The sequence below is a fragment of the Brachybacterium sp. AOP24-D1-21 genome, from assembly GCF_052378665.1.
Taxonomy (GTDB): Bacteria; Actinomycetota; Actinomycetes; order Actinomycetales; family Dermabacteraceae; genus Brachybacterium.
Map to the genome: position 1 here is coordinate 1,068,513 of NZ_JBQSXX010000001.1, position 19,956 is coordinate 1,088,468.

General features: G+C 69.1%; 17 protein-coding genes. 2 read left to right on the plus strand and 15 right to left on the minus strand.

Annotated elements, in window-relative coordinates; all coding sequences use genetic code 11:
• The first annotated feature begins 8 nt into the window (after positions 1-8).
• A complete protein-coding gene (locus ACT3UF_RS04795) occupies positions 9-908 on the plus strand; it encodes a histidine kinase (protein ID WP_444608115.1) in 900 nt (299 codons plus the stop codon).
• 13 nt (positions 909-921) lie between these two features.
• Here ACT3UF_RS04795 and istB read toward each other — a convergent pair whose 3' ends face one another.
• On the minus strand, positions 922-1,704 hold the full coding sequence (istB, locus tag ACT3UF_RS04800; RefSeq protein WP_193119620.1) for an IS21-like element helper ATPase IstB: 783 nt from the start codon (positions 1,702-1,704) through the stop codon (positions 922-924).
• Entirely contained in the window at positions 1,701-3,278 is a 1,578-nt protein-coding gene (gene istA, locus ACT3UF_RS04805) for an IS21 family transposase (protein WP_444607959.1), read from the minus strand. Before istA ends, istB begins: the two co-directional genes overlap by 4 nt.
• A 162-nt stretch (positions 3,279-3,440) precedes the next feature.
• Here istA and ACT3UF_RS04810 point away from each other — a divergent pair, with 162 nt between their 5' ends.
• Positions 3,441-3,725, plus strand: a complete 285-nt coding sequence (locus ACT3UF_RS04810) for a sensor histidine kinase (protein WP_444608116.1) — start codon at positions 3,441-3,443, stop codon at positions 3,723-3,725.
• Between the two features lie 156 nt (positions 3,726-3,881).
• Here ACT3UF_RS04810 and ACT3UF_RS04815 read toward each other — a convergent pair whose 3' ends face one another.
• From ACT3UF_RS04815 to ACT3UF_RS04875, 13 genes are all read right to left on the minus strand, one after another.
• Entirely contained in the window at positions 3,882-4,109 is a 228-nt protein-coding gene (locus tag ACT3UF_RS04815) for a hypothetical protein (RefSeq protein WP_345075597.1), read from the minus strand.
• Between the two features lie 43 nt (positions 4,110-4,152).
• Positions 4,153-4,716 carry a hypothetical protein gene (locus ACT3UF_RS04820; protein ID WP_345075598.1) on the minus strand — a complete coding sequence of 188 codons (564 nt, stop codon included), beginning with the start codon at positions 4,714-4,716 and terminating at the stop codon, positions 4,153-4,155.
• A 198-nt stretch (positions 4,717-4,914) separates the two neighbouring features.
• Positions 4,915-5,757: a DUF1206 domain-containing protein gene (locus ACT3UF_RS04825; protein ID WP_444502330.1), complete on the minus strand. Its 843-nt coding sequence runs from the start codon at positions 5,755-5,757 to the stop codon at positions 4,915-4,917.
• 50 nt (positions 5,758-5,807) lie between these two features.
• Positions 5,808-7,106 (minus strand): ROK family transcriptional regulator, encoded by a 1,299-nt coding sequence (locus tag ACT3UF_RS04830; RefSeq protein ID WP_444502329.1) that lies wholly within the window; start codon positions 7,104-7,106, stop codon positions 5,808-5,810.
• Positions 7,107-7,190: 84 nt separating this feature from the next.
• Positions 7,191-9,917: a beta-galactosidase gene (locus tag ACT3UF_RS04835; RefSeq protein ID WP_444502328.1), complete on the minus strand. Its 2,727-nt coding sequence runs from the start codon at positions 9,915-9,917 to the stop codon at positions 7,191-7,193.
• Positions 9,917-10,837, minus strand: a complete 921-nt coding sequence (locus tag ACT3UF_RS04840; protein ID WP_444502327.1) for a carbohydrate ABC transporter permease — start codon at positions 10,835-10,837, stop codon at positions 9,917-9,919. Before ACT3UF_RS04840 ends, ACT3UF_RS04835 begins: the two co-directional genes overlap by 1 nt.
• Positions 10,834-11,802, minus strand: a complete 969-nt coding sequence (locus ACT3UF_RS04845) for a carbohydrate ABC transporter permease (RefSeq protein ID WP_444502326.1) — start codon at positions 11,800-11,802, stop codon at positions 10,834-10,836. Before ACT3UF_RS04845 ends, ACT3UF_RS04840 begins: the two co-directional genes overlap by 4 nt.
• Positions 11,803-11,809: 7 nt before the next feature.
• Positions 11,810-13,153, minus strand: coding sequence for an ABC transporter substrate-binding protein (locus ACT3UF_RS04850; RefSeq protein ID WP_444502325.1), 1,344 nt, complete (start codon positions 13,151-13,153; stop codon positions 11,810-11,812).
• A 304-nt stretch (positions 13,154-13,457) separates the two neighbouring features.
• Entirely contained in the window at positions 13,458-14,246 is a 789-nt protein-coding gene (locus tag ACT3UF_RS04855; protein WP_441445845.1) for a sugar phosphate isomerase/epimerase family protein, read from the minus strand.
• A gap of 72 nt (positions 14,247-14,318) precedes the next feature.
• Complete coding sequence (locus ACT3UF_RS04860; RefSeq protein ID WP_444608117.1) at positions 14,319-15,371, minus strand: alpha/beta hydrolase; 1,053 nt, start codon at positions 15,369-15,371, stop codon at positions 14,319-14,321.
• A gap of 51 nt (positions 15,372-15,422) precedes the next feature.
• Positions 15,423-16,757, minus strand: coding sequence for a BNR-4 repeat-containing protein (locus ACT3UF_RS04865; protein WP_441445844.1), 1,335 nt, complete (start codon positions 16,755-16,757; stop codon positions 15,423-15,425).
• Between the two features lie 148 nt (positions 16,758-16,905).
• On the minus strand, positions 16,906-17,265 hold the full coding sequence (locus ACT3UF_RS04870) for an L-rhamnose mutarotase (protein ID WP_441445843.1): 360 nt from the start codon (positions 17,263-17,265) through the stop codon (positions 16,906-16,908).
• Entirely contained in the window at positions 17,262-19,955 is a 2,694-nt protein-coding gene (locus tag ACT3UF_RS04875; protein WP_441445842.1) for an exo-rhamnogalacturonan lyase family protein, read from the minus strand. The genes ACT3UF_RS04870 and ACT3UF_RS04875 overlap by 4 nt, the downstream gene beginning before the upstream one ends.
• Between the last annotated feature and the right edge of the window lies 1 nt (position 19,956).

The window sequence follows — 19,956 nt, forward strand, 5'->3', positions numbered from 1 at the left end:
GAATTGCCTTGGTCACGATCGTCTCCATCACCGGTGGCGTCGATCTGGTGTTGCACGTCACCGGTACCCCGAACACTTGGCAGAACGCCCTGTCGAGTGCCGTCATGCTTTTCGCCACCGCGCTATTCGGTTGGCAGCCCTTGACCGCGGCGATCCTCCTCCTGATGGGTGCGCTCACCCACATGGCAACGGGCCCCCCAGGCGACGAGCTGCTGCACTTGGCCATCGGCAGCGGGCTGGTTGCGTACACATCCCCGTCCAGATTCACCGCGATCTACGTTTCCGCGGTGATCGGCCTCTCGGCATTTGCTGTGGCAACTTCCAGCTTCTCCGACATCGGAGGCGTGGTCGCGCTCGGACTCGTACTGATCACATGCTCTGGAATCGGCATCGCACTGAGCGCAGCGCATCGCCGCCAACAGCATTTCGCGGCCGACCTCGCCCGTCTCGAGCGTGCGAGGGAAGCTGCGGTCACCACAGAGCGGTTTCGAATCACTGACGAACTCCATGACACCATCGCCCGAAATATCACGCTGATAGCAATGCATGTTCGTGTTCTCGAGCGCGTCCGTGATCAAGAGGGTCGAGACGCCTCCCAGGAGGTCATCCGAAACAGTGCAGATCAAGCCCTCGCCGATATCCGGCGACTTCTACGCGTGGCCAACGACTCGCAAGCCGGCGGCGAACATATGCCTGAGACCGTCGCCGTGGGCCACGCACTCAAGGAGGCGGAGCGCGAGCTGACAGCCCTCGGCGCGACCGTGGAGATAGTCCAGCGCGGACCCCTCAACGCATCATCCTCCGTGGAGCACGCGACCGTGTGTCAAGGGACATCGGGATCTCCCTGTGGGCGGACGTTTGATCTCCCTGTCCGCGGACAGTTCATCTCCCTGTCGGCGGTCAGTTGATCTCCCTGCGGGGTTAGGTCAAAGGGACGACACCGCGTCCGGCGGTGGCCTCGGCCAGTCGCATCGAGGTGCCCTCGGTGGTGAGGACGTGGGCGTGGTGGAGGAGCCGGTCGACGGTCGCGGTGGCGAGGGTCTTGGGCATGAAGGTGTCGAACCCGGCGGGGTGGAGGTTGCTGGTCACGGCCAGGCTCCGCCGTTCGTAGGTAGCGTCGACGAGGCGGTAGAACGCTTCGGCGGCGGCCTGCCCTGCCGGGAGCATGCCGATGTCGTCAACGACGATCAGGTCGGCGCGGGTGATCCGGGCGATGACCTTGTTGATCGACCCATCGACGCTGGCCCGTCCGATCGCGGTGGTCAGCGATTCCAGGGTGAACCAGGCAACGCGCATGTCGGCGTCGATCACCTGGTGGGCGATCGCCTCGACGAAGTGGGTCTTCCCGGTGCCGGAGGGCCCGCTGATGGCGAGGTTCTCAGCGCGGTGGATCCATTCCAGGGTCGCCAGCGCCGACTGGGTCGGGGCGGGGATGGAGGAGGCGGTCTCCTGCCAGGTCTGGAAGGTCTTCCCGGCTGGCAGGCCGGCGCTCTTGCGGCGCATCGCCTTGGTGGCCGCGTCCCGCCCCCGGACCTCTTCAGCCAGAAGGACGCGGAGGACCTCGGTGGGGTCCCATCGCTGCGCTTTCGCGGTGGCCAGCACGTCCGGGGCGGCAGCACGGAGGTAGGGCATGCGCATGCGCTTCAGGACCGTGGTCAGGTCCTCGGGCAGCGGCGGGGCAGTCATCGTCGTGGTGACGGTCATCGGGTGGTCTCCATGCTCGTGGTGGTGGTGAATCCGGCCCAGCTGGTGGTGCCGGGCTGGGCGGAGTGGGTCTCATCAGCGATGACCAGGTCTGCGACCGCGGCACCGCTTAAGTGGTGGTCGACGATGGTGGCCAGGTCACCCTCGGCGAAGCGTCCGGCGGTCGCGGCGATCCCGAGTCCGGCATCAACCTGATCGGTGCCGACCAGGGCGGCCAGCTCGAGCGCGGCGGTCATCTTCGCCCGGATCCGCACTGTCCCGGCGGCAGAGGCCTCGATCAGCCAGGCCCTCGCCCCATCTCCCAGGGCGAGGAAGTCCCGCTCGGCGCTGGTGCGGGCCCGGGGCCGCGGAACGCGGGGAGCGCCGGTCGGGTCCTGGGGATGGTCGGGATAGTGGGCCAGGTCGATCCGGGGAGTGCCCGGGGTGGAGAGGCGATGGCGGGCGACCTCGACCAGCCCGCGTCGGTCCCCGGCCCAGTCCGGGAGGGTGGGTAGGGCGTCGAGGTCGGCGATGATCACCAGCTCCATCCCCGCGGCGCGGACCCAGACCTCGGCCCCGACCAGGCCCGGCGGCGTGGAGTAGCGCACCGATCCGAACCGCACCGTCTGATCGGTGCCCACCGACCGGGTCTGGCCCAGCGCCATCGTGTGAGGAGCCGCCGGCAGCACGTGCAGGCGGGCACGTTCCTCGGCCAGGGCCTCGGCCGGGATCCGTGCGGACTCTCGATGCCTGCGGGCGTTGACCTTGTGGGTGAACGTCTCGCAGGCGGTCTCGAGCTCGGCGAACGAGGCGTAGTCGGCGCGGAGGTTCGCGTCGGTGGGCACCAGATCCGCCTTCGCGATCTTCACCGTCGCCTCGGTCCCGCCCTTGGACTCCGGATCGAAAGGGACGCAGGTATGGACCTGCATGCCGTAGTGCCGGCCGACCTCGACGATCTGCGGATGCCGCACCGGGACCCCGGCCACGTGATCGATGCTGACGGTCCTCGGGTTGTCGGTCAGGACATAGGTCGGGACCCCGCCCAGGCGGTGCAGCGTCGCATCCAGGCACGTGATCAGCGTGGGCAGGGTCTGGTCCCAGACCGGGATCACCACCCGGAACCTCGAGAAGGCCAGCCACGCGCAGAACAGCCACGTCCGCCGCGGCGTCCCGTCCGGGCCGGGCACCTTCGGACCCTCACCCCAGTCGAACTGCAGCCACAGCCCCGGCTCGGTGATCCACGGCCGGTAAGTGCGCCGGTGCCCGGCCCGCCACGCCGCCTTGGCTCGTGCGACCGCCCGCCGAGTAGTTCGCTCCGTCCCCGTGAACCCCTGCGCGACCAGCCGTTCATGGACCACGTCCGCGCGGACCTTGCCGCTACTGCGCTCGACCCACTCCTCGATCTTCGGCAAGAACCCATCCAGCATCCGCGGCCGCCGGCCCGGCCCCATCACCGGCGCCCCCGCATCCCGGGCAGCGACGTAACGCCGCACCGTCTTCGCATCCACCCCCGCCAGCCCCGCCGCCGAATGCGCGGACCCCGTGGCGTCGAACGCCTCCAGAATTTCCATGATCTCCCTGTCAGACTTCTTCATGCGTCCCTCCGGTGGGTACCTGCTCGTGGTGGTAGAAGACCTCGAGCAAACCCCGGAGGGACGCGCATTTCGGGACCGACACGGCCCGATCCCAGGACCACAGACAGGGAGATCAACTGTCCGTCAGCAGGGAAATCCGTGTCCGCCTACAGGGAGATTGGCATGTCCGCTAGCACCGTGCGCATCGTCAGGGAAGCCGTCACGAACATCATCAAACACGGTCCGACCAGGCCCCATGTCTCCATCGACCTGCGCGCGGACGACCACGGGATTCGACTTGGCATCAGCAATTCCCTATCGGGCACCACCAGCCCTGAAGATTTCCCGCGAACATCCGGCTACGGTCTCGCGCGGCTTCGCGAAAGAGCATCGTTGCTCGGGGGAACACTTGAGACCCAGCAGAGCGGAGAGAGTTTCACACTCATGGCGAGACTTCCCGAAAAGTAGTTCTCCACACAGCCGGCTGCCGACAGCCTGAACTGGGGAGCGTGGCCCCCCTGATGCACGTCGGACTCGCCAGCATCCTCAGATGCTGGCGAGTCCGGCTCCTCTCCTCCGGGCCGCTCATCGCAAAGCTGATCCTCCACCCCCGGGAGTCAGGCTTCACCTGCTGCGGGACCGGAAGAGACCCATGCCGCCTCCGACGAGACTCAACGCAGCGGCAATGAGCGCCACAATGCCGAAGAACAGGTTGCGCTCGATGACCAGCGCCCCCAGCCTCACGTCCCCGACAAGCAACCAGATTCCCACCACTGCCATCACTACCCCGAGCAGGATCGCGCTCGACGAACTGCGTGCAGTGCTGCTCCTTCGATCAGATCGGGCAGCCATGGGTCCTCCTTCTTGCCGTCTGGGTCAGGTCGTCTCGGGCCGGTCAGAGTCCGCACGCCGCGAGTGCGGCAACACCCGTCAGCGACTTAGCGAGGTCGATCAGTTCCTTCTCCACGGTACGACCAGCGATGCCGCGGGCACCACGGAAGATCCTCGCAACCAGCGTCGGACCGTACTTCACCGTGAGCTTCCCCAGACGCCAGGCCAGCTTCGCGACGCGCGCGGCCGGGAACACGGTGAGTGCTACGAAGCCGGCGATAGCGGCCGCGCATGCCGCCACGCTCGTCACTCCACTCGGAGTCACGACCCGGATCTGAAGACTTCCGTCGAGGGTATCCTCCTGAGCCAGCGCCATGCTCGCGGTCGACATCTGCCGAAGCTTGTCATCGTCAAGCGTGTAGCCGACCACGTTCCCCTCGCGATCCAGCACCTCATAGATCTTGGTGCCGTCCTCGACCGTTTCGACGACCGTTCCGCGCTTCTGTCCTGCAGGGAGGGCGATCTTCACCGGTGCCGCCGTCGCGACACCTCCGGTCACCGCCACTGCAGGCACCGCAACACATGCGGCGATCAGCGCTCGGCGCCCCACCAGCATCTTCTCCGACATAACTGCCCCTCTTCCCTCTCCGGTTCGTCGAAGCCACTGGACCGTTGCCCCACAAGCAACGTATCGGCCAGCCGGTGAACGGCACCACGTACTTCAGGACCCTTCTCATGCTTCATCAGGAGGACCGCGGCGCGACAAATGGATCGCGTCGTGCGACGTCCGGTGCGGCATCGGGCATGAGCAGCGGACTCAGCCCCCTCACATGGGCGCGTAGCGCGAGCGCAGCACCGCGTAGACGCCGTAGAGCATCAGGCCCACGCCGATCACTGCGAGCACGACCGTGCCGGCGGGCAGCTGTGCCATGGCCTTCAGCGCCCCGTCCAGGCCGCTGGCCTTCTCCGGGTCCGCGCCGAGGGCGGCCCAGCCGAACATCAGGCCGACGCCGAGCAGCGCGATGCCCTTGGCGATATACCCCAGAATGCCGGTCACGACGATCGCCCCGGCGACCCTCTGCCCCGGCGGGATCCGCAGGTCGTCCTCGAAGCTGCGGCTCGCACCCTTGTACACGTGGAAGCAGCCGATGCCGATCACCACCAGCGCCACGACCACGATGAGGACCCGCCCCGCGGCGCTGCCCATCATCCCCGCGGTGAGCTCGGTGGTCTGCTGTCCGGAGTCACTGCCTCCCCCGGCGGCGAAGCGCAACGCGGTCACCGCCAGCGCCGCGTACACCGCGGCCTTGCCGAGGGTCTTGATGATGTGGGCGGCGCGGTCCTTCGCGTCCTGCTTCCCCTTGGCTCCGAACCAGGTCTCGACCAGATGCCAGATCACCAGCGCGGCCATCGCCAGGCCGCCGATCCAGAGCAGGATGTTCCCGCCCGGCGCCGCGGCGAGTGTGCGCAGCGCCCCGGACTGGTCGGCATCCTCGGAGGATCCGCCGAGCGCCATCTGCAGCGTGATCACCCCGATCAGCACATGGACCAGCCCGCTCATCACGAACCCGCCGCGGGCGATGGCCTCGAACGCAGGGTTCTCGGCGACGTCCTCGGCGGCGTTCTCGACAGATTCGGCGCCTTCACGGGCGCTGCGCGCGGGATTCATGGGCCCACTGTAGGAGACCGGGGATCTCGCGCGGACCGGAGATCTCGAAATCAGCGGCGGGAGGCGCTCGATGCCGAATGCGGCACCGCCCAGCCAGGCCGCCGAGCCCCGTCCTCGGCCGGGGACGTCGCAGCCGGCGCGCTCGATGGGCTCGGCAGGCCCACCCGCTCCAGGAACCCTTCGAGTGCGAGCACCGCCATCCCCAGGCTCACGCCCTCACCGTCGGCCTCCGTGAACTCCATGCTGAACATGCTCGAAGGGCCCGGAAGGCACTCCTGCGCGATACGTTCCCGTACGCGGTCGTGGAGCTCAGCACCGGCATAGCGGGTGATCCATCCCAAGACGGAGACATGCTCCGGATTCAGGAGGTTCACCAGATTGCCGATACCTGCCGAGAGGTAGTCACCCGTGCGCAGCAGCGCCTCCTGCGCGGAAGAGTCACCAGCGGCGTCCGCCCGCATGAGGCGCTCGATGAAGGTGCGATGGTGGGTGACCTCCAGCAGCTCGTGCTCCGGGGCGATCTCGCAGAGTGTGGCGCGGATCCCCTCGACCCCGACGTACGCCTCGACGCAGCCTTTCCGGCCGCAGCCGCAGGCACGTCCGTTCCAGATCAGGGTGGTGTGCCCCCATTCGCCGGCGGAGTTCCCCGGCCCGCGCAGCAGCTGCCCGTCGATGATGATTCCTGCCCCGACCCCGGTGCCCAGGTTCACCGCGACGAAATTGCGGAAGCGACGGCCTGCGCCGAACCACAGTTCCCCGGTCGCCAAGGCCATCAGCGGGTTGTCGATCCGCACCGGGACGGGGACAGCCCGTTCGAGGGCGTCGAGCAGCGGCACCTCGTGCCATCCCCAGTTCGGGGCGAAGACGGTCACCCCGCGGGCGGGGTCGACCTGGCCCGGCAGGGAGATCCCGGCCCCGAGCACCTTCCCATCGAGCTCCGGATGGCGCTCCAGCATCAGATCTGTGCAGTCACCGATGTGCTCGGCGATCGAGTCGATGTTCTGGGTGCCCGGTGCCAGCTCGACGCGTTCCTGGTCGAGGCGGGCCAAGGAGAGGTCGTAGAGATCCACCCGCACGTAGGTCTCTGCGACATCCACCGCGAGCAGTGCTCCTCGGCCCGGGTTCGCCTGGAACGTCGCCGTGGGGCGTCCCCCCTGCGAGGAGATCTGCCCGGCTTCCTGCAGGACGCCCTCCTCCACGAGCTCGCCGACCAGCGTGGTCACCGTGCCGGGGCTGAGCCCGGTCTCGGCGCTGATCTGGGCCCGGGTGACCGTGTGCTGGACATAGACCGTCCGCAGCACCATGAACCGGCTCTCGTTGCGGATGTCCTTGGACGTCTTCGTCGCCACCGGGCCTCCCTCTCTTCCTCGTCCTGTCGGGGCGGGCCTGTCGCACTCCCCCGTCCGGGAGCGCCCGCCGCCGCCGGGACGTTCTCAGCGCATCGTCGGGGAGCTTCTCACCTCTTCGAAGATACCGCCTGCGCGGGAGAGCGCCTCAACCAGCAGGAGCACCTCTGCGGAGGCGCCCTCGCACCAGCTCGCGGGGATCCAGGAACGGCCCGGGTTCCCACCGGCGGTGGCGGGGGCTCCGAGCACGTGGCGGGAGACTCGCCGACCGCCGGCGATGACGGTCACCTGCACGTCGACTCCCTCCAGGTCCAGCAGGAGGCCGCCACTCTCCAGCTCGGCCTCCAGCCGGACCAGGACCGGCGTTCCTGCGCCGATCCGCAGCCCCGCCTCCGCAGCCTTTCCGTGGTGCACGGGCAGCATCTGCCACTGCTCGGCCAGGGCTGCCTGCGCGGTCTCGCTCAGCAGCTTCGCCAGCTCGGCTTCGCGCAGGAGCGTGACCTCGCGCACGAGGGGCACTGCGGCCTGGAGCAGCTCCGCGCTCTCGAGCAGGCCCCCGGGGACGTGCGGCGCCCGGACCGAGATCTCGACCGTGCTCCCCTCGCCTTCGAGCACCACGACGGGGGCGGCGGGCATCACGAGCTGTTCGTCGCCATCGATGGCGACGTGCACAGGATGGGTCAGCCCCCGCAGCCGGAGCACCGCGAGGCGCCCGGGGCCGGGTAGCGGCAGTGTGCGCGCGTAGGTGGTGTCCACCCCCGGGTTGGCGCTGGACCAGCCGCCGATGCCGCGTATCGGCGGCACGGCGAGCCCGCCTCGCTCGCGTCGATCGGGCAGTCTGCGCACCTCCCAGAGGTCGGTGACATCCTGGCCGCCGATCACTTCGAGCACCGTTCCCGCCCCGCGACCGGCACCGAGGTGCAGAGCGGGCCGACGGGCGTCGTCGAAGTTCGCACGGCCCCAGGTCTCGGCCACCACCCGGAGGCGGTGGGGTGTTCCGGGGGCGAGGGGCAGCGAGAGCGGTGCGCCATGGGTGACGTGGACGCCGTGGTCGACGCCGTCCAGCTCGAGCCGGACCAGATCTGCGGCGCCCAGCAGCAACACCTCGGTCGCCTCCGCGGAGAGTTCCAGCTCTGCCTGCAGGCGGCCATCGGCCAGCCCGAGCGCTTCGGCGTTCAGCACGTTCTCCGGCACCTGCTCCGGCTCCGACCCCGACTGCGACGGCGGCTGCGACGGCGACCTGCCGGCGGTGCGCAGCGTCTCTCCGAGGGGGAGCACGCTCCCCCCGCTGCGGCGGAAGATCGGCTCGGGATCTGCACGGCTCTCCTCGCGCTCGCGCAGGAGCACCTCGACCGCCGGGTTCGCGGCGAGGGAACGTGCCCGGCCCGGGCCTTCCAGGAGCACGCGCTCGGAGCTCCCGTCGGCGCTGGGCAGGACGAGCTCGATCCGCGACGTCGCTGTTCCTTCGAAGGTGAGCATCAACGGGGCACCACCGCGAACGGCGCCATCTGGGCCGACGGGACCCGCGGGACCGGTGTGGCGCTGGACCTCGACGAGCTCTGCGGTCGCGACCACGAGCGTCCCCTCACTACCCCATGGCTCAAGCGGTACGTCCAGTGCCCAGAACGGGCACGCGCCCGGTGCCAGAGGCGCGAGCACGGCCGGGCTACCCTCGGACGTGGGATGCACGGTCAGGAGAGCTTCGAGGCCCTGCAGCTCGGCGGGGCCGACGATATGGCCGCCTCCGGGCAGAGCGAGCGCGCCACCGGCTGCGGCTCCCTCGATCGGAAGCTGGGCGAGGGGCACCGGGGTCGCTGACGCCAGCCGCTCCCCCCAGGCGTCGAGGGTGGCGGCGAGCGCGATCGCCTCGTCGTACTCGGGTCGACGGCGACCCTCGGGACTGATATATCCGCCGAAGTCGTAGTCGTGAGTCATCAGGTTCCCGGGATCGCCCCAGTTCCCTGCCGAAGGCAGCACGAGGTGGTCGAACCCGGAGGTCTGCAGGTAGGGGGCGACCAGCCGGGCCCCGGCGAGGATCTCCCGTCGGAGGGTGCGGTGCATCCGGTTCGTCTCGGTGACCATGAGCGGGAGCTGCCGGTCACTGAGGATTCCCGCGTAATGCCTGGCTTCCTCGTCGAAGGTCACCGAGGCGTCGTCGGGGTACAGGTTCACCGTCGGCACCACGCCGTCGGCATCTCCGGAGGCGCCGTGGAGATCGCCTTGACCGGCGCAGCCGATGATGGGCACCTCGATGCCGTGCTCCCGGGCGGACTCCGCGAGGTGGGCCATGTAGTCGTCCGGATCTGGACAGTCGAAGAAGTCCAGTTCGTTCTCGATCTGCACGAGGGCGACGGGTCCTCCTCGAGTGATCTGCGCATCGGCCAGGATCGGCATCACCGCGGCGAACCAGCGGTCGACCGCCGCAAGGTAGTCAGGATCGGAGGTGCGCAGCGCGGCGGGAGCGTCGGCAGCACCGCCGTGCAGCCACCAGGGCAGCCCTCCGCCATCTGTCTCGGAGCAGATGTAGGGGCCCGGACGCGCCATCACGAGCAGGCCATGCGTATGGGCCAGGTGCAGGAAGTGGCGCAGGTCCCGCTCTGGAGTGGTCAGATCGATGGCGCCGGGAGTCTCCTCATGGAAGCCCCAGTGCACGTAGAGGTCGATCATCCCGTACCCGGACTCAGCCACCAGCTGCAGGCGATGGTCCCACTGCTGTCGCGGGATCCGGAACGGGAAGACGGAGGAGCACAGCACCACCGTCGGGGCCCCGTCGAGCGAGAGGCCGCCAGCGGTGAGCTCGATGCTGCTGGTCATCACTTCACCCCCGCGCTGCCGGCCGACAGGTTCATCTCGTACATGTACTTCTGGCCGAAGTAATAGATGATGATCATCGGCAGCGAGAGGAAGATCGAGCCGACCATGATGAGGTTCCATGGCGGGGTCTGCAGCTCCTGGCTGGTCGAGGTCAGATACTGCACACCGAGGGCGAGGGGCATCTTGTCCTCCGAGTTGATGTAGATGAGCGGGCCCATGAAGTCCCCCCACATGGCGGTGAGGGTGAAGATCGCGATCGCGATGAGGATCGGCGTCATCATCGGCAGGATGAGCCGGGTGTAGATCCCGAAGTGCCCCAAGCCGTCGATCTGCGCCGCCTCGTCCATCTCATAGGGGATGCGGGTGACGAACTGTCGCACCAGGAAGATGTTGAACGCATTCGAGAAGAACTGCGGGACGATGAGCGGCAGGAAGGTATCCACCCAGCCCAGCTCGCTGAAGATCCAGAACTGCGGGATCATCGTGATCTGGGCGGGGATCATCATGGTCGCGATGACGATCAGGAACAGGGTCTTCTTGCCGGGCGCCCGAAGTCGCGCGAAGGCATAGCCGACCAGCGAGCTCGAGAGCACCTGGCCGAACGCGGAGGTCACCGAGATGATCACCGAGTTGATCAGGAAGGACCCCACCGGCAGGCTCGTCTGGAAGATCTTCACGAAGTTCGCGAACTCCCAGTCACGCGGGAAGATCGTGAGCTGTCCGCTGGTCACGGAGGTGTCAGAAGCCAGCGCGATGGAGATGACGAAGACCAGCGGGACCATGAAGATCGCCGACATGATCACCAGCAGCCCGTAGGTGAAGGGGCCGCTGCGGAACGCGCTGAGGGTTCGTGGCCGTGAGGGCCTCCCGGTGGCGCGGGCGGCCGCGGTCGGCGTGGGAGCCGGGGCAATGACGCTCATGAGCGCACCTCAGATTCGTAGAACACCCAGCGCCCGGAGGTCGCGAAGGCGAGAGCCGTGAAGGCCATGATCACGACGAACAGGATCCATGCGATCGCCGAGCCGTATCCCATGTGGTAGAAGCGGAACGCTTCATCGAAGAGCATCGGAACGGCCATCTGGCTCGCGTTGTCCGGGCCTCCACCGGTGAGGATGAAGACCTGCGCGAACACCTGGAACGAGCCGATGATGCCCATGATCAGGTTGAAGAAGATCACCGGGGTCAGCTGGGGGAAGGTGACCGACCAGAACTGGCGAGTACCTCCCGCACCATCGATCTCCGCAGCTTCGTAGAGCTCTTTCGGGATCCCGTTCATCCCTGCCAGCAGCAGGATGGTGCCACCGCCCGCCTGCCACAGCGACATCAGGATCAGCGCGGGCTTGACCCAGTCCGCATCCATCAGCCAGTTCGGCCCATCGATGCCGATCATGGCCAGCGCCTGGTTCAGCGGTCCGGCCTCGGGGGCGAAGACCATCTGGAAGATCAGTGCGACCGCCACGATCGGGATGAGGTGGGGCAGATACACGAGAGTGCGGAAGATCTTGCGGAACCGCACCTTCTTGTTCAGCAGGTTCGCGATGAACAGCGAGACCACCATGCCCAGCGGCACCGAGATCAACGAGTAGAACGCGGTGTTGCCCATGACCTTCATGAAGATCGGGTCGTCGGTGAGCAGGGTGACGTAGTTGTCCAGCCCCACCCAGACGGGGGCTGTGAACGAGTCCCATTCCGTGAAGGAGAGGTAGATCGAGAACAGCATCGGGCCCAGCAGGAACGCGAGGAACCCGATGACCCAGGGCGAGATGAACAGGTAGAAGGTGAGCGCTTCCTTGCGTCGATGCTTCGGCATCTTCGCGCGGGAGCGCCCGACGCGGCCGGGAGCGGTCTCCCGGCCGGGCGCTGGCAGGACGTCGGTGGCAGTCATCCGCGGGTCACTCCGACGGCTTGATGATGCGCTCGAGGCGACCCTGGAGGTCATCGGCGGTGGACTGGGCATCGGAGTCGCCGAGCCAGAAGGCGGCCATGGCATCCGTGATCGCCTTCTGCATCTCGTTCCATTCAGGGATGAACTTCGGGGTGAAGATCATGTCCGCCGAGTCGGGGAACGCCTGCAGGTTGACCTCCGCCTCGAGCCATTCGGGGTCGAGGAAGGCGGCGTCGGCCTGCAGCTCGAGGTTCGCGGGTACGTCCTGTCCCTTGTCCGCGATGGGCGTCTGCCCTTCGGGAGAGGTGAGGAACTGGATGATCTCGAAGGAGCCCTTGGGGTTCTTCGCAGCGGTCGGGATCACGAGGGCGGAGCCGAAGGCGCTGACGGCCTTCTCCGCGCCCTGGAAGAACGGGGCGATGTCCCAGTTGAGCCCCTCGATGTCGGCGTTTCCACCCACCACCCAGAAGCCGGTGGAGTTCATCGCGACCAGGCCCTGCTGGAAAGCCCCGTCGGCGCCCATCTCGGGGCCCATGTTCGAGTAGTCCACTGCGGTGGGGGCGACCTTATGGGTGAAGTAGAGGTCGTAGGCGAACTGCAGGGCCTCGACGGCCTCCGGAGTGTTCACGGAGGGCGCGCCGGTCTCGGGATCCAGGACGTGCCCGCCGTTCTGCGCCACCAGGGAGAACCACTGCGGCCACCAGCCCACCCCGCCGTAGCCGAACTGGCCTTTGGAAGGATCCGTCAGCGCCTTGGCCGCCTCGAGGAAGGTGTCCCAGTCCCACTCTGCGGTGGGGTACTCGACGCCGGCCTCATCGAAGAGGTCCTTGTTGTAGTACATGACCATCGCGCCGGAGCGGTCCGGGACGCCGTAGGTCGCGCCGTCCCAGGTGTAGTTCGCGCCGACCGGTCCGAAGGTCGCCTCGAGATCGAAGCCCGTCTCGGTGAGGAGGTCATCGATCGGGACGAGCTGGTTCTTGGAGGCGTAGACGTTGATGTTCTCGGCGACCTGCATGATGTCGGGTCCGGTCTTCGACGAGATCATCGTCTGGACCTTCTGCTCGTAGTTCTCCGACGGGATCAGCTGCAGGGTGATGTCGTAGTCCGGGAACTTCTCTTTGGCCAGATCGATCCGCGCCTGGTAAGCCTCCTTGTCGGACTCTCCTCCCCAGACGGTCATGACGAAGCTGGTGTGGCTCTCATCGGAATCCGGCACACCTTCCGCAGATCCGGAGCTGCCGCCGCAGGCGGCGAGGCCGGCGGTGGCTCCGGCGGCACCGATGCCGGCCAGCAGATGGCGACGGGAGATGCCGCCTCGGGGGAGTCGAGAAGAGGTGGAGTAGGCGCTCATCATTGTGCCTTTCGTCAGGTCGCGGCCTGTGCTCGCCGATGCGCCCGAAAGCGGCTTCGGCAAGAGGTGCGCTCCAATGCGGACCAGTCGCGACAAGCCTTACGCTAACCCTTGAAATAAGGGCTGTCGAGCAATGTATGTCACGGAAAGATCACGGCCCAGAACCGCCGATCTCGACGTTGCGGCAGCCGCCTGGGCCTCGCCGCGACGGCGACGCTCGACGATCGCTGAGGCCGCCCAGCTGCATAGACGACGGTCGACGGCGGCCGCGGCAGGTTCCCGGGGCCAGCGTCCGGTTCAGGATCTAGGTCGTCCGCACCGGATCCGCGGCGCGGACCGCGGCGAGCGCGGGACCGGCCTCGGAGGCGACATCGATCCAGGTGCACTCGATCGAGACATGTCCCAGGTAGCCGCCGCCGCGCAGCGCGTGCAGGAACTCGGCGAGCGGCCAGTCGCCCTGACCGGGTGGGAGACGGCCGGTGTCGGCGATGTGGGCGTGCGCGACGCGGCCCGCGTGGGCACGAACCACTGCGAGCGGCTCCTGTTCGAGCATGACGTGGAAGAGGTCCGCGACGACCCTGACCTCGCCCATCCCGAATTCGTCGAGGAACTCGATCGCCTCGGCCAGGGTGTTGATCAGGTCGGTCTCCCCGCGATGCAGCGGCTCGAGGATCACCTCGAGTCCGTGATCGGCGGCGACGTCACGGGCCACCTGCACGGCGCGTGCGAACTGCTGGCGCCCCGCACGCGGATCCACTCCTTCGGGGAGACGCCGCGCGCCGCCGCTGCCGAGCACCACCATGGCGCCGGGCCGGGCCAGGGCGGAGACTGCGGCGAAGGCGATCTGCAGGTAATCGCGGACCTGGTCGAGGGGGAATGCCGGGTCGGAGAGCCTCAGCTCGCCGGGGCAGAGGATCGCGAAGGACGGGGAGGGCGCCCGGTCTCGCAGCGCCGGGTCGGCCTGCCAGCGGCCATCCTGGTCCTGCACGATCACGTTCCCGACGATCGTCGGCTCGACGTAGTCGGCGCCGGCGGCGAGGATCGCGAGGACATCCCGGTCCGGGGCGATGATCCCGTGCTGCGGAGGCTGCATGGCGTCCCTCATCCTTCCGTCGTTCCCGTGCTCCCGGCGTCGGTTCACAGCTCAGAGCTCAGAGCTCGCAGTTCACAGCCCGCGGACGATCTCTCCCATCCGGTCCATCGATTCGCGTGCCTCCACGAGGCCCACTCGGTTGAGGTGCCCGTGGCACACGCCGCGGCGCACGACGTACTCGACGTCGACCCCGGCCTCGTCGAGCTGCTGCGCGTAGCGGCGGCCGCTGACGCGCAGGTCGTCGTACTCATCGGTCTCGACATACGTGCGCGGCAGCGCCGCCAGCTGCTCACGGGCGGCCAGCCCCGGGAAGTCGTAGGGCGTCGCCTCCTCGAGGGGCCGGCCGATGTAGTTGCCGGACATCGCGCGCATCGTGTCCAGGGAGAAGCGCAGCATCGGCGGGGTCGCGTCGAGCGCCTGGGCCTCCTCGGCGTCAGGCTCGGAGCGCAGCGGATGGGCGACCAGGTACAGCAGCAGGGAGGCGGCGAGCGGGGTGCCCTCATCGGCCAGGCGCAGGGAGGCCGTCGCCGCGAGGTTGCCACCCGCGCTCGCCCCGCCGAGCGCGACCCGTCCAGGGTCGATGCCCAGTGCGTCGGCGCTCTGCCGGGCCCAGGCGACTGCCGCGCAGACGTCATCCAGCGGGATCGGCGCGAGGACGTGCTCGGGGCCGCCGGGGAAAGCCCGAGCTGGCGTTCCGTCGATCTCGTCGCAGAGGCGGTAGTCAACGGAGATCACGACGGCGTCCGCACGGCCCGCGACGCCGCGCGCCACGTGGTCACCTTCGGGCATGTCGAGGTCGCCGTGCATGAAGCCGCCGCCGTGGCACCAGATCAGGCAGGGGCGTGGTCCGGCTGCCGCAGTCTGCGGGGTGTAGATGCGCACGGGCACGGGCCCGTGGGGGCCGGGGATCTCGCGGTCCTCGATCTGCAGTTCCCAGTCCTCGGCGGGGCCGTACGGCTCGTCCCAGAGGCGGTGCACCTCCGGGTCGAGATCGTCCCAGGCGGCGACGCCGCCGAGGGTGCGCAGCCGTCGCTCCATCTCACCCAGGGCGGTGGGGGCGGCGGTCACCTCCGCTGCGGGATCACGGAGGGCGGGACGGAGATCCGGGGAGGTCTGCTCGGTCATCGAGGGGTCCTTTCGGAGGGGGTGCGAGGGGCGCTGGGGCGTGGGTGACCGTCAGCGCGGGCTGCTGCGGAGCACGACCTCGCAGTCGTAGTCCTGGGAGGAGCGCATGTCGCCGCGGAACCAGAGCAGATGGGTGGTGCTCGGATCGCCCGGGGCGACGATCGGACGCAGGTTGTCGACCGTGGAGTGCTCGGTCACCGGTGACCAGTCCCAGCCTCGCCCGCCATCGGCGCTGCGTCCACGGTAGATCTCATGGTGGTCATGGCGGGTGCCGTCGCGCGGATCGACCGGGGTGGACACGTAGACGGTGGAGACGTCATAGGGGTCGATCGCCGCCAGGCCCGAGTAGTCCTGCTCATGGGGCAGCAGGCCCGGTCCCGCGTGGGCGAGCGGTGAGAGCGTCCACTGCCCGTCGGCTCCGAGCCGTGCGTAGACGAGGCGCAGATCGTCGACGGGAACGTTGCGGCCCAGGTCCGCACCATCGGGCTCGGCGCGGTGGTTCGCGCGCGCCGTCATCACTGCGGCGAGCTGGCCATCGGCCTCACGGATATCGGTGGTCCAGGCATGGCTGAGCTGCGCCCCGCCGAGTTCGATGCCGGTCGCGAGCACGGTGGTGAGCTGGGCCTGGTCCGGGACGGGCTCGGCGAACAGTGCGGACTCCAACGGCCGGCCCGTGCTGTCGTGGAGGCGGCCGCGAGAGAGGGTGCCGTGGTAGATCGAGTTGTCGACGTCGCGCGGGTGATGGTCGGTGACCAGCACATGCAGTCCGGCAGCACCGTCGGCGTAGCGGGCGTAGCCGTTGACGTAGCCGATCTTCGGGCGGTCGAAGAGCTTGCCGGCGTAGCTCCAGGTGTCTCCGTGATCGTCGGAGACCAGGGCGCAGGGGTCGTCATTGACGGCGCGTGCGAAGCAGTAGAGGCGGCCGTCGATCTCGTGGAGGTTCGAGTAGGTGACGCCGCGCCCGCCGGTGTGCTCGCTCCAGTCGTAGACGCGCTCCTCGTCCCAGCGGGTGGGGTCTCCGGGCTCGCTGATCCGCCAGTGGGTGAGGTTGTCGGTCTTGTGCCGGGCGTAGACCGCGAGCCAGCGGCCGTCCGGCCGGCGCCACAGTGCCGGCACGTCATGATCATCAGCTTCGAACCCCGGGTGGAGGGTGACCACCTGTGCGGTGCCGGCGGCGAGGTCGACGACGGTGAGGTCGAGGTCGCCGCGCCGGGCCGGATCCTGGTCCGCACCACCGGAGGCGATGGAGCCGACGACGAGCAGCCCGGCCTCGGGATCCACCAGCGCGCGTTCGTCCTGGAACCAGCACCAGGCGCCGTCCGGGTTGATGACCTGGACGGACTCTGACAGCGCAGGCTGGATGGGGTGCGGGGCGGGCGAGCTCATCGGGCTCCTCATGTTCGGTGGTGGTGGTGCCGGCGGTGGCGGTGGTGCAGGTGGTGCCCGCGGTCGCGGGCGACGCGGGATGGGGTGGGGCGGGTGCGGTGGCGTGGGGCGGGGCGGGGCGGGCAGTGCGCCCGAGGAGGTCGGGCGGTCAGGGAAGGTGGAAGTACTGCGGCAGCAGCTGCTTCTCGCCGCCGCCCGGGGTGAAGTACTCCCCCATCGCCGCTTCCCAGCGCGGGGAGATCGCGGCGCGGGCCATCGCGCGCTGCGCGGCGTCGACGTCGTCGGCCTCGAAGTAGCCGACCACCATGCCATCCTCGGGTCGCAGGAAGAGCGAATAGTTGCGCCAGCCGGCCGCGCTCAGCGCCTCGCGCATCTCCTCCCAGACGTCCTGGTGGGCGGCGACGTAGTCGGCCAGGCGCTCGGTGCGCACCTGGAGCAGGAAGCAGCAGCGGTGGTGGCTGCGGGCGGAGCTGGTGGCCAGGAGGGCAGCCAGGTCGGTGGCGCTCATCGGGGCTCCTTCGGCGAGGGGGTGGGAACAGTCTGCGGCAAGCGCTCGCCGATCAGGGCCAGGTTCTGGATCGCGGCGAGTCCGTACTGGGCGGCGTCGTTGGTGGACACGAACGCCGCCTCGTCGACGGGCTCGAGCACGGTGGGTCCATCGATCCGGGTGCGCTGCCAGATCGGTTCAGCGACCAGCGCGTTGATGTTCAGCTGATCGCCGAGCCCCACGAAGAACGCATCCCACGCGCGGGCGGCGAGCTCGGGATCGCTGCGGCGGGCGGCGGCGATCGCGAGCAGCCGGCTGTAGGCGGGGACCAGCGAGATGCCCTTCAACGGGGTACCGAAGCGCTCGGTCTGCTCCTCGGGGGCGGCGAGGTAGTAGCGGCAGTACTCGAGCCAGGCGGCCTCGAATGCCGGATCATCGACCAGCTCGATCGCCTCGGCGACCACTTCGACCAGCCCGAAGACCGCCGCGAGGTGGGAGACCTGCACCCGGTCGCGAGAGGTGTCGAAGCGGTGAGTCTCCAGGTCCCACAGCGCCTCTCCGGTGAAGAAGCCTTGCGGGAGCGCACCGACGCCGGCGAGCGCCCCGCGCACCTTGGCCTCCGCCTCGGCATCGCCGTGCCGCTCCCAGGCGGTGATCCAGGCGCCGAGCAGAGCACCCAGATCCGTGCCGAGACCGATCGCGACGGCGCGGGGATCGGGGTCGTACCGGTCGCTGCGGACCTTGCGGGTGGCGTCCACGGCGAGCAGCGCGTGCTCCGAGGCGGCGATCTCGTCGAGCAGCTCCCCGGTGCGCTCGTCGGCCGTGAGGTAGTAGAAGTACCGCCGGTAGAGGGCGTTGGAGATCCGCAGCTGCTTGGCGCTGCAGCCGAAGTGCTGCACGTTGTGGCGGGTGCCGAGCCCAGCGAACCGGCCTGCGTGGTACACGTCGACCTCGCTGGTGTGGCGGGTCATCGCCTCGGCGAGGCGGAAGGCATCGGCCGAGCCGCTGCGCAGCGCGTCCAGCCAGAGCCAGAGGTCCGGGGACAGCTCGGAGTTGTCCCAGGCGTAGCCGCCCACGTCGTAGCGCCAGGCGTGGCGGTCCGCGTCATAGGTGTGCATCACGTCGCCGTAGTCCCAGAACCCGTACCAGGTGCGCTGGTCGACCTGGTCTCGGTAGAACTCGCGCAGCCACACCAGGCGGTCCTCGATCGCCGCCCGCTGCGGGGTGGAGCGGTCCACCACCTCCCAGGTGCCGAGCACCCCGGTTTCTCGCAGCCGGGCGGGCGCGGCGAGCAGCTGAGGGGGAAGAGCGCTGGAGGCGGCGAGGTCGGCGAGCTCCCGATGCTCCGGGGTGGCGGCAAAGGCATCGATCACGAGCTCGTGGGTGCGGGCGATGCCGCGCGCGTCGCCATAGCCGGGCTCGTAGTCCTCGTAGGTGATCTCGAGGGCCTCGAGCTGCTCGGGATGGCTGTTCTGGCCGAGGCCGTCGTGGTAGAACCGCAGGTCCATCGGCTCGGCCGACGGCGCGTACATCCAGGCGGTGACCGCGCCGAGCTCGCTCGTGGCATCGGTGATGTCGAGCTGGGTGGGGATCAGCTTCCAGAAGTCCCGCAATCCCACTCCGATCGCGCCCTCGAGGTCGCCGAGCAGGGCGTAGCCGCGGCTGCGGGTGCCGCCGCCCGCAGCGATCCAGGGACGGTTCCCGGCGGTGCGCTTGGCGAGGGTGTAGCCGTGGGCGCTGAGCTGTCGCAGGGTCCAGTCGTTCCAGGTGGGGATCAGCTCCAGGCGTCCGGAGACGGTTGGCGCCCAGGACTCGAGAGGCGGGGTGGGACGGCCGGCGATCTGCGCCTCGCGCACCGGCTCGCCGGGATCTCGCCGCAGCCCGGTCAGTCCGCGCACCGCCTCGGTGAGGAACCCTCCCTCGGAACCCGCCAGCCGCACATGGCGGTCGTGCGGGGCGCTGCGCAGCGGCACCTCGAGCCGCAGCCCGAGCGAGGTGAGGAACAGCGACTCGGGGTCCGCGTCCCAGACCAGGGAGTGCACCGCCCGCAGCCGGCGGGAGCCCGCGGTGGCGGTCAGGCGCAGCACGAAGGGCAGCACCTGAGTGCCGGCCACCTCGTGGTGCCCCTCCAGGCGCAGCACCACCTGCTGCTCGCCGCGCCGCTCGATCCGCACCGCCGTGGTCCGCACCCGATGCTCCCGCCGGGTCGCGGACTGCTCCGCCGTGGCGGCCGACGAGGCGACGATCCGCCCGTCCTGACCCACCAGGCGCCCGTCGACCTCGAGCCTGCGCAGCGGCGCATGATCGTGCGGGGCGACGACCACCCGCAGCACCCCGGTGTCCACGCTGATCGAGCCATCGGCCTGCTCGGACACCTCGAGAACGGCGGGTGCGTCCGGTGCGACAGCCCCTTCGGGCGCGTCGGGCGCGAAAGTCCCGTCGGACGCGTCGGCCCTCTGTGCCTCGACGAGTCGGGCGTCGCCAGCCGGAGCGAGGCCGGCATGACCGGTCCATTTCACCGAGCCGTCGGGCCAGCGCGCGGTGACCCAGGTGTCCACCGGCGTGCTGCCCGAGGCGTCGACGAGGTCGAACCGCGGAGGCTCCGGCATCGCGCTCCGCGGCCAGGGCACCCCGAACTGGGAGGGCACAGCGGCGGTGCCGGTGCGCGGCTCGAGCAGGTGAAGCGGGGTCGACGGGAGGGCGGGGCACATG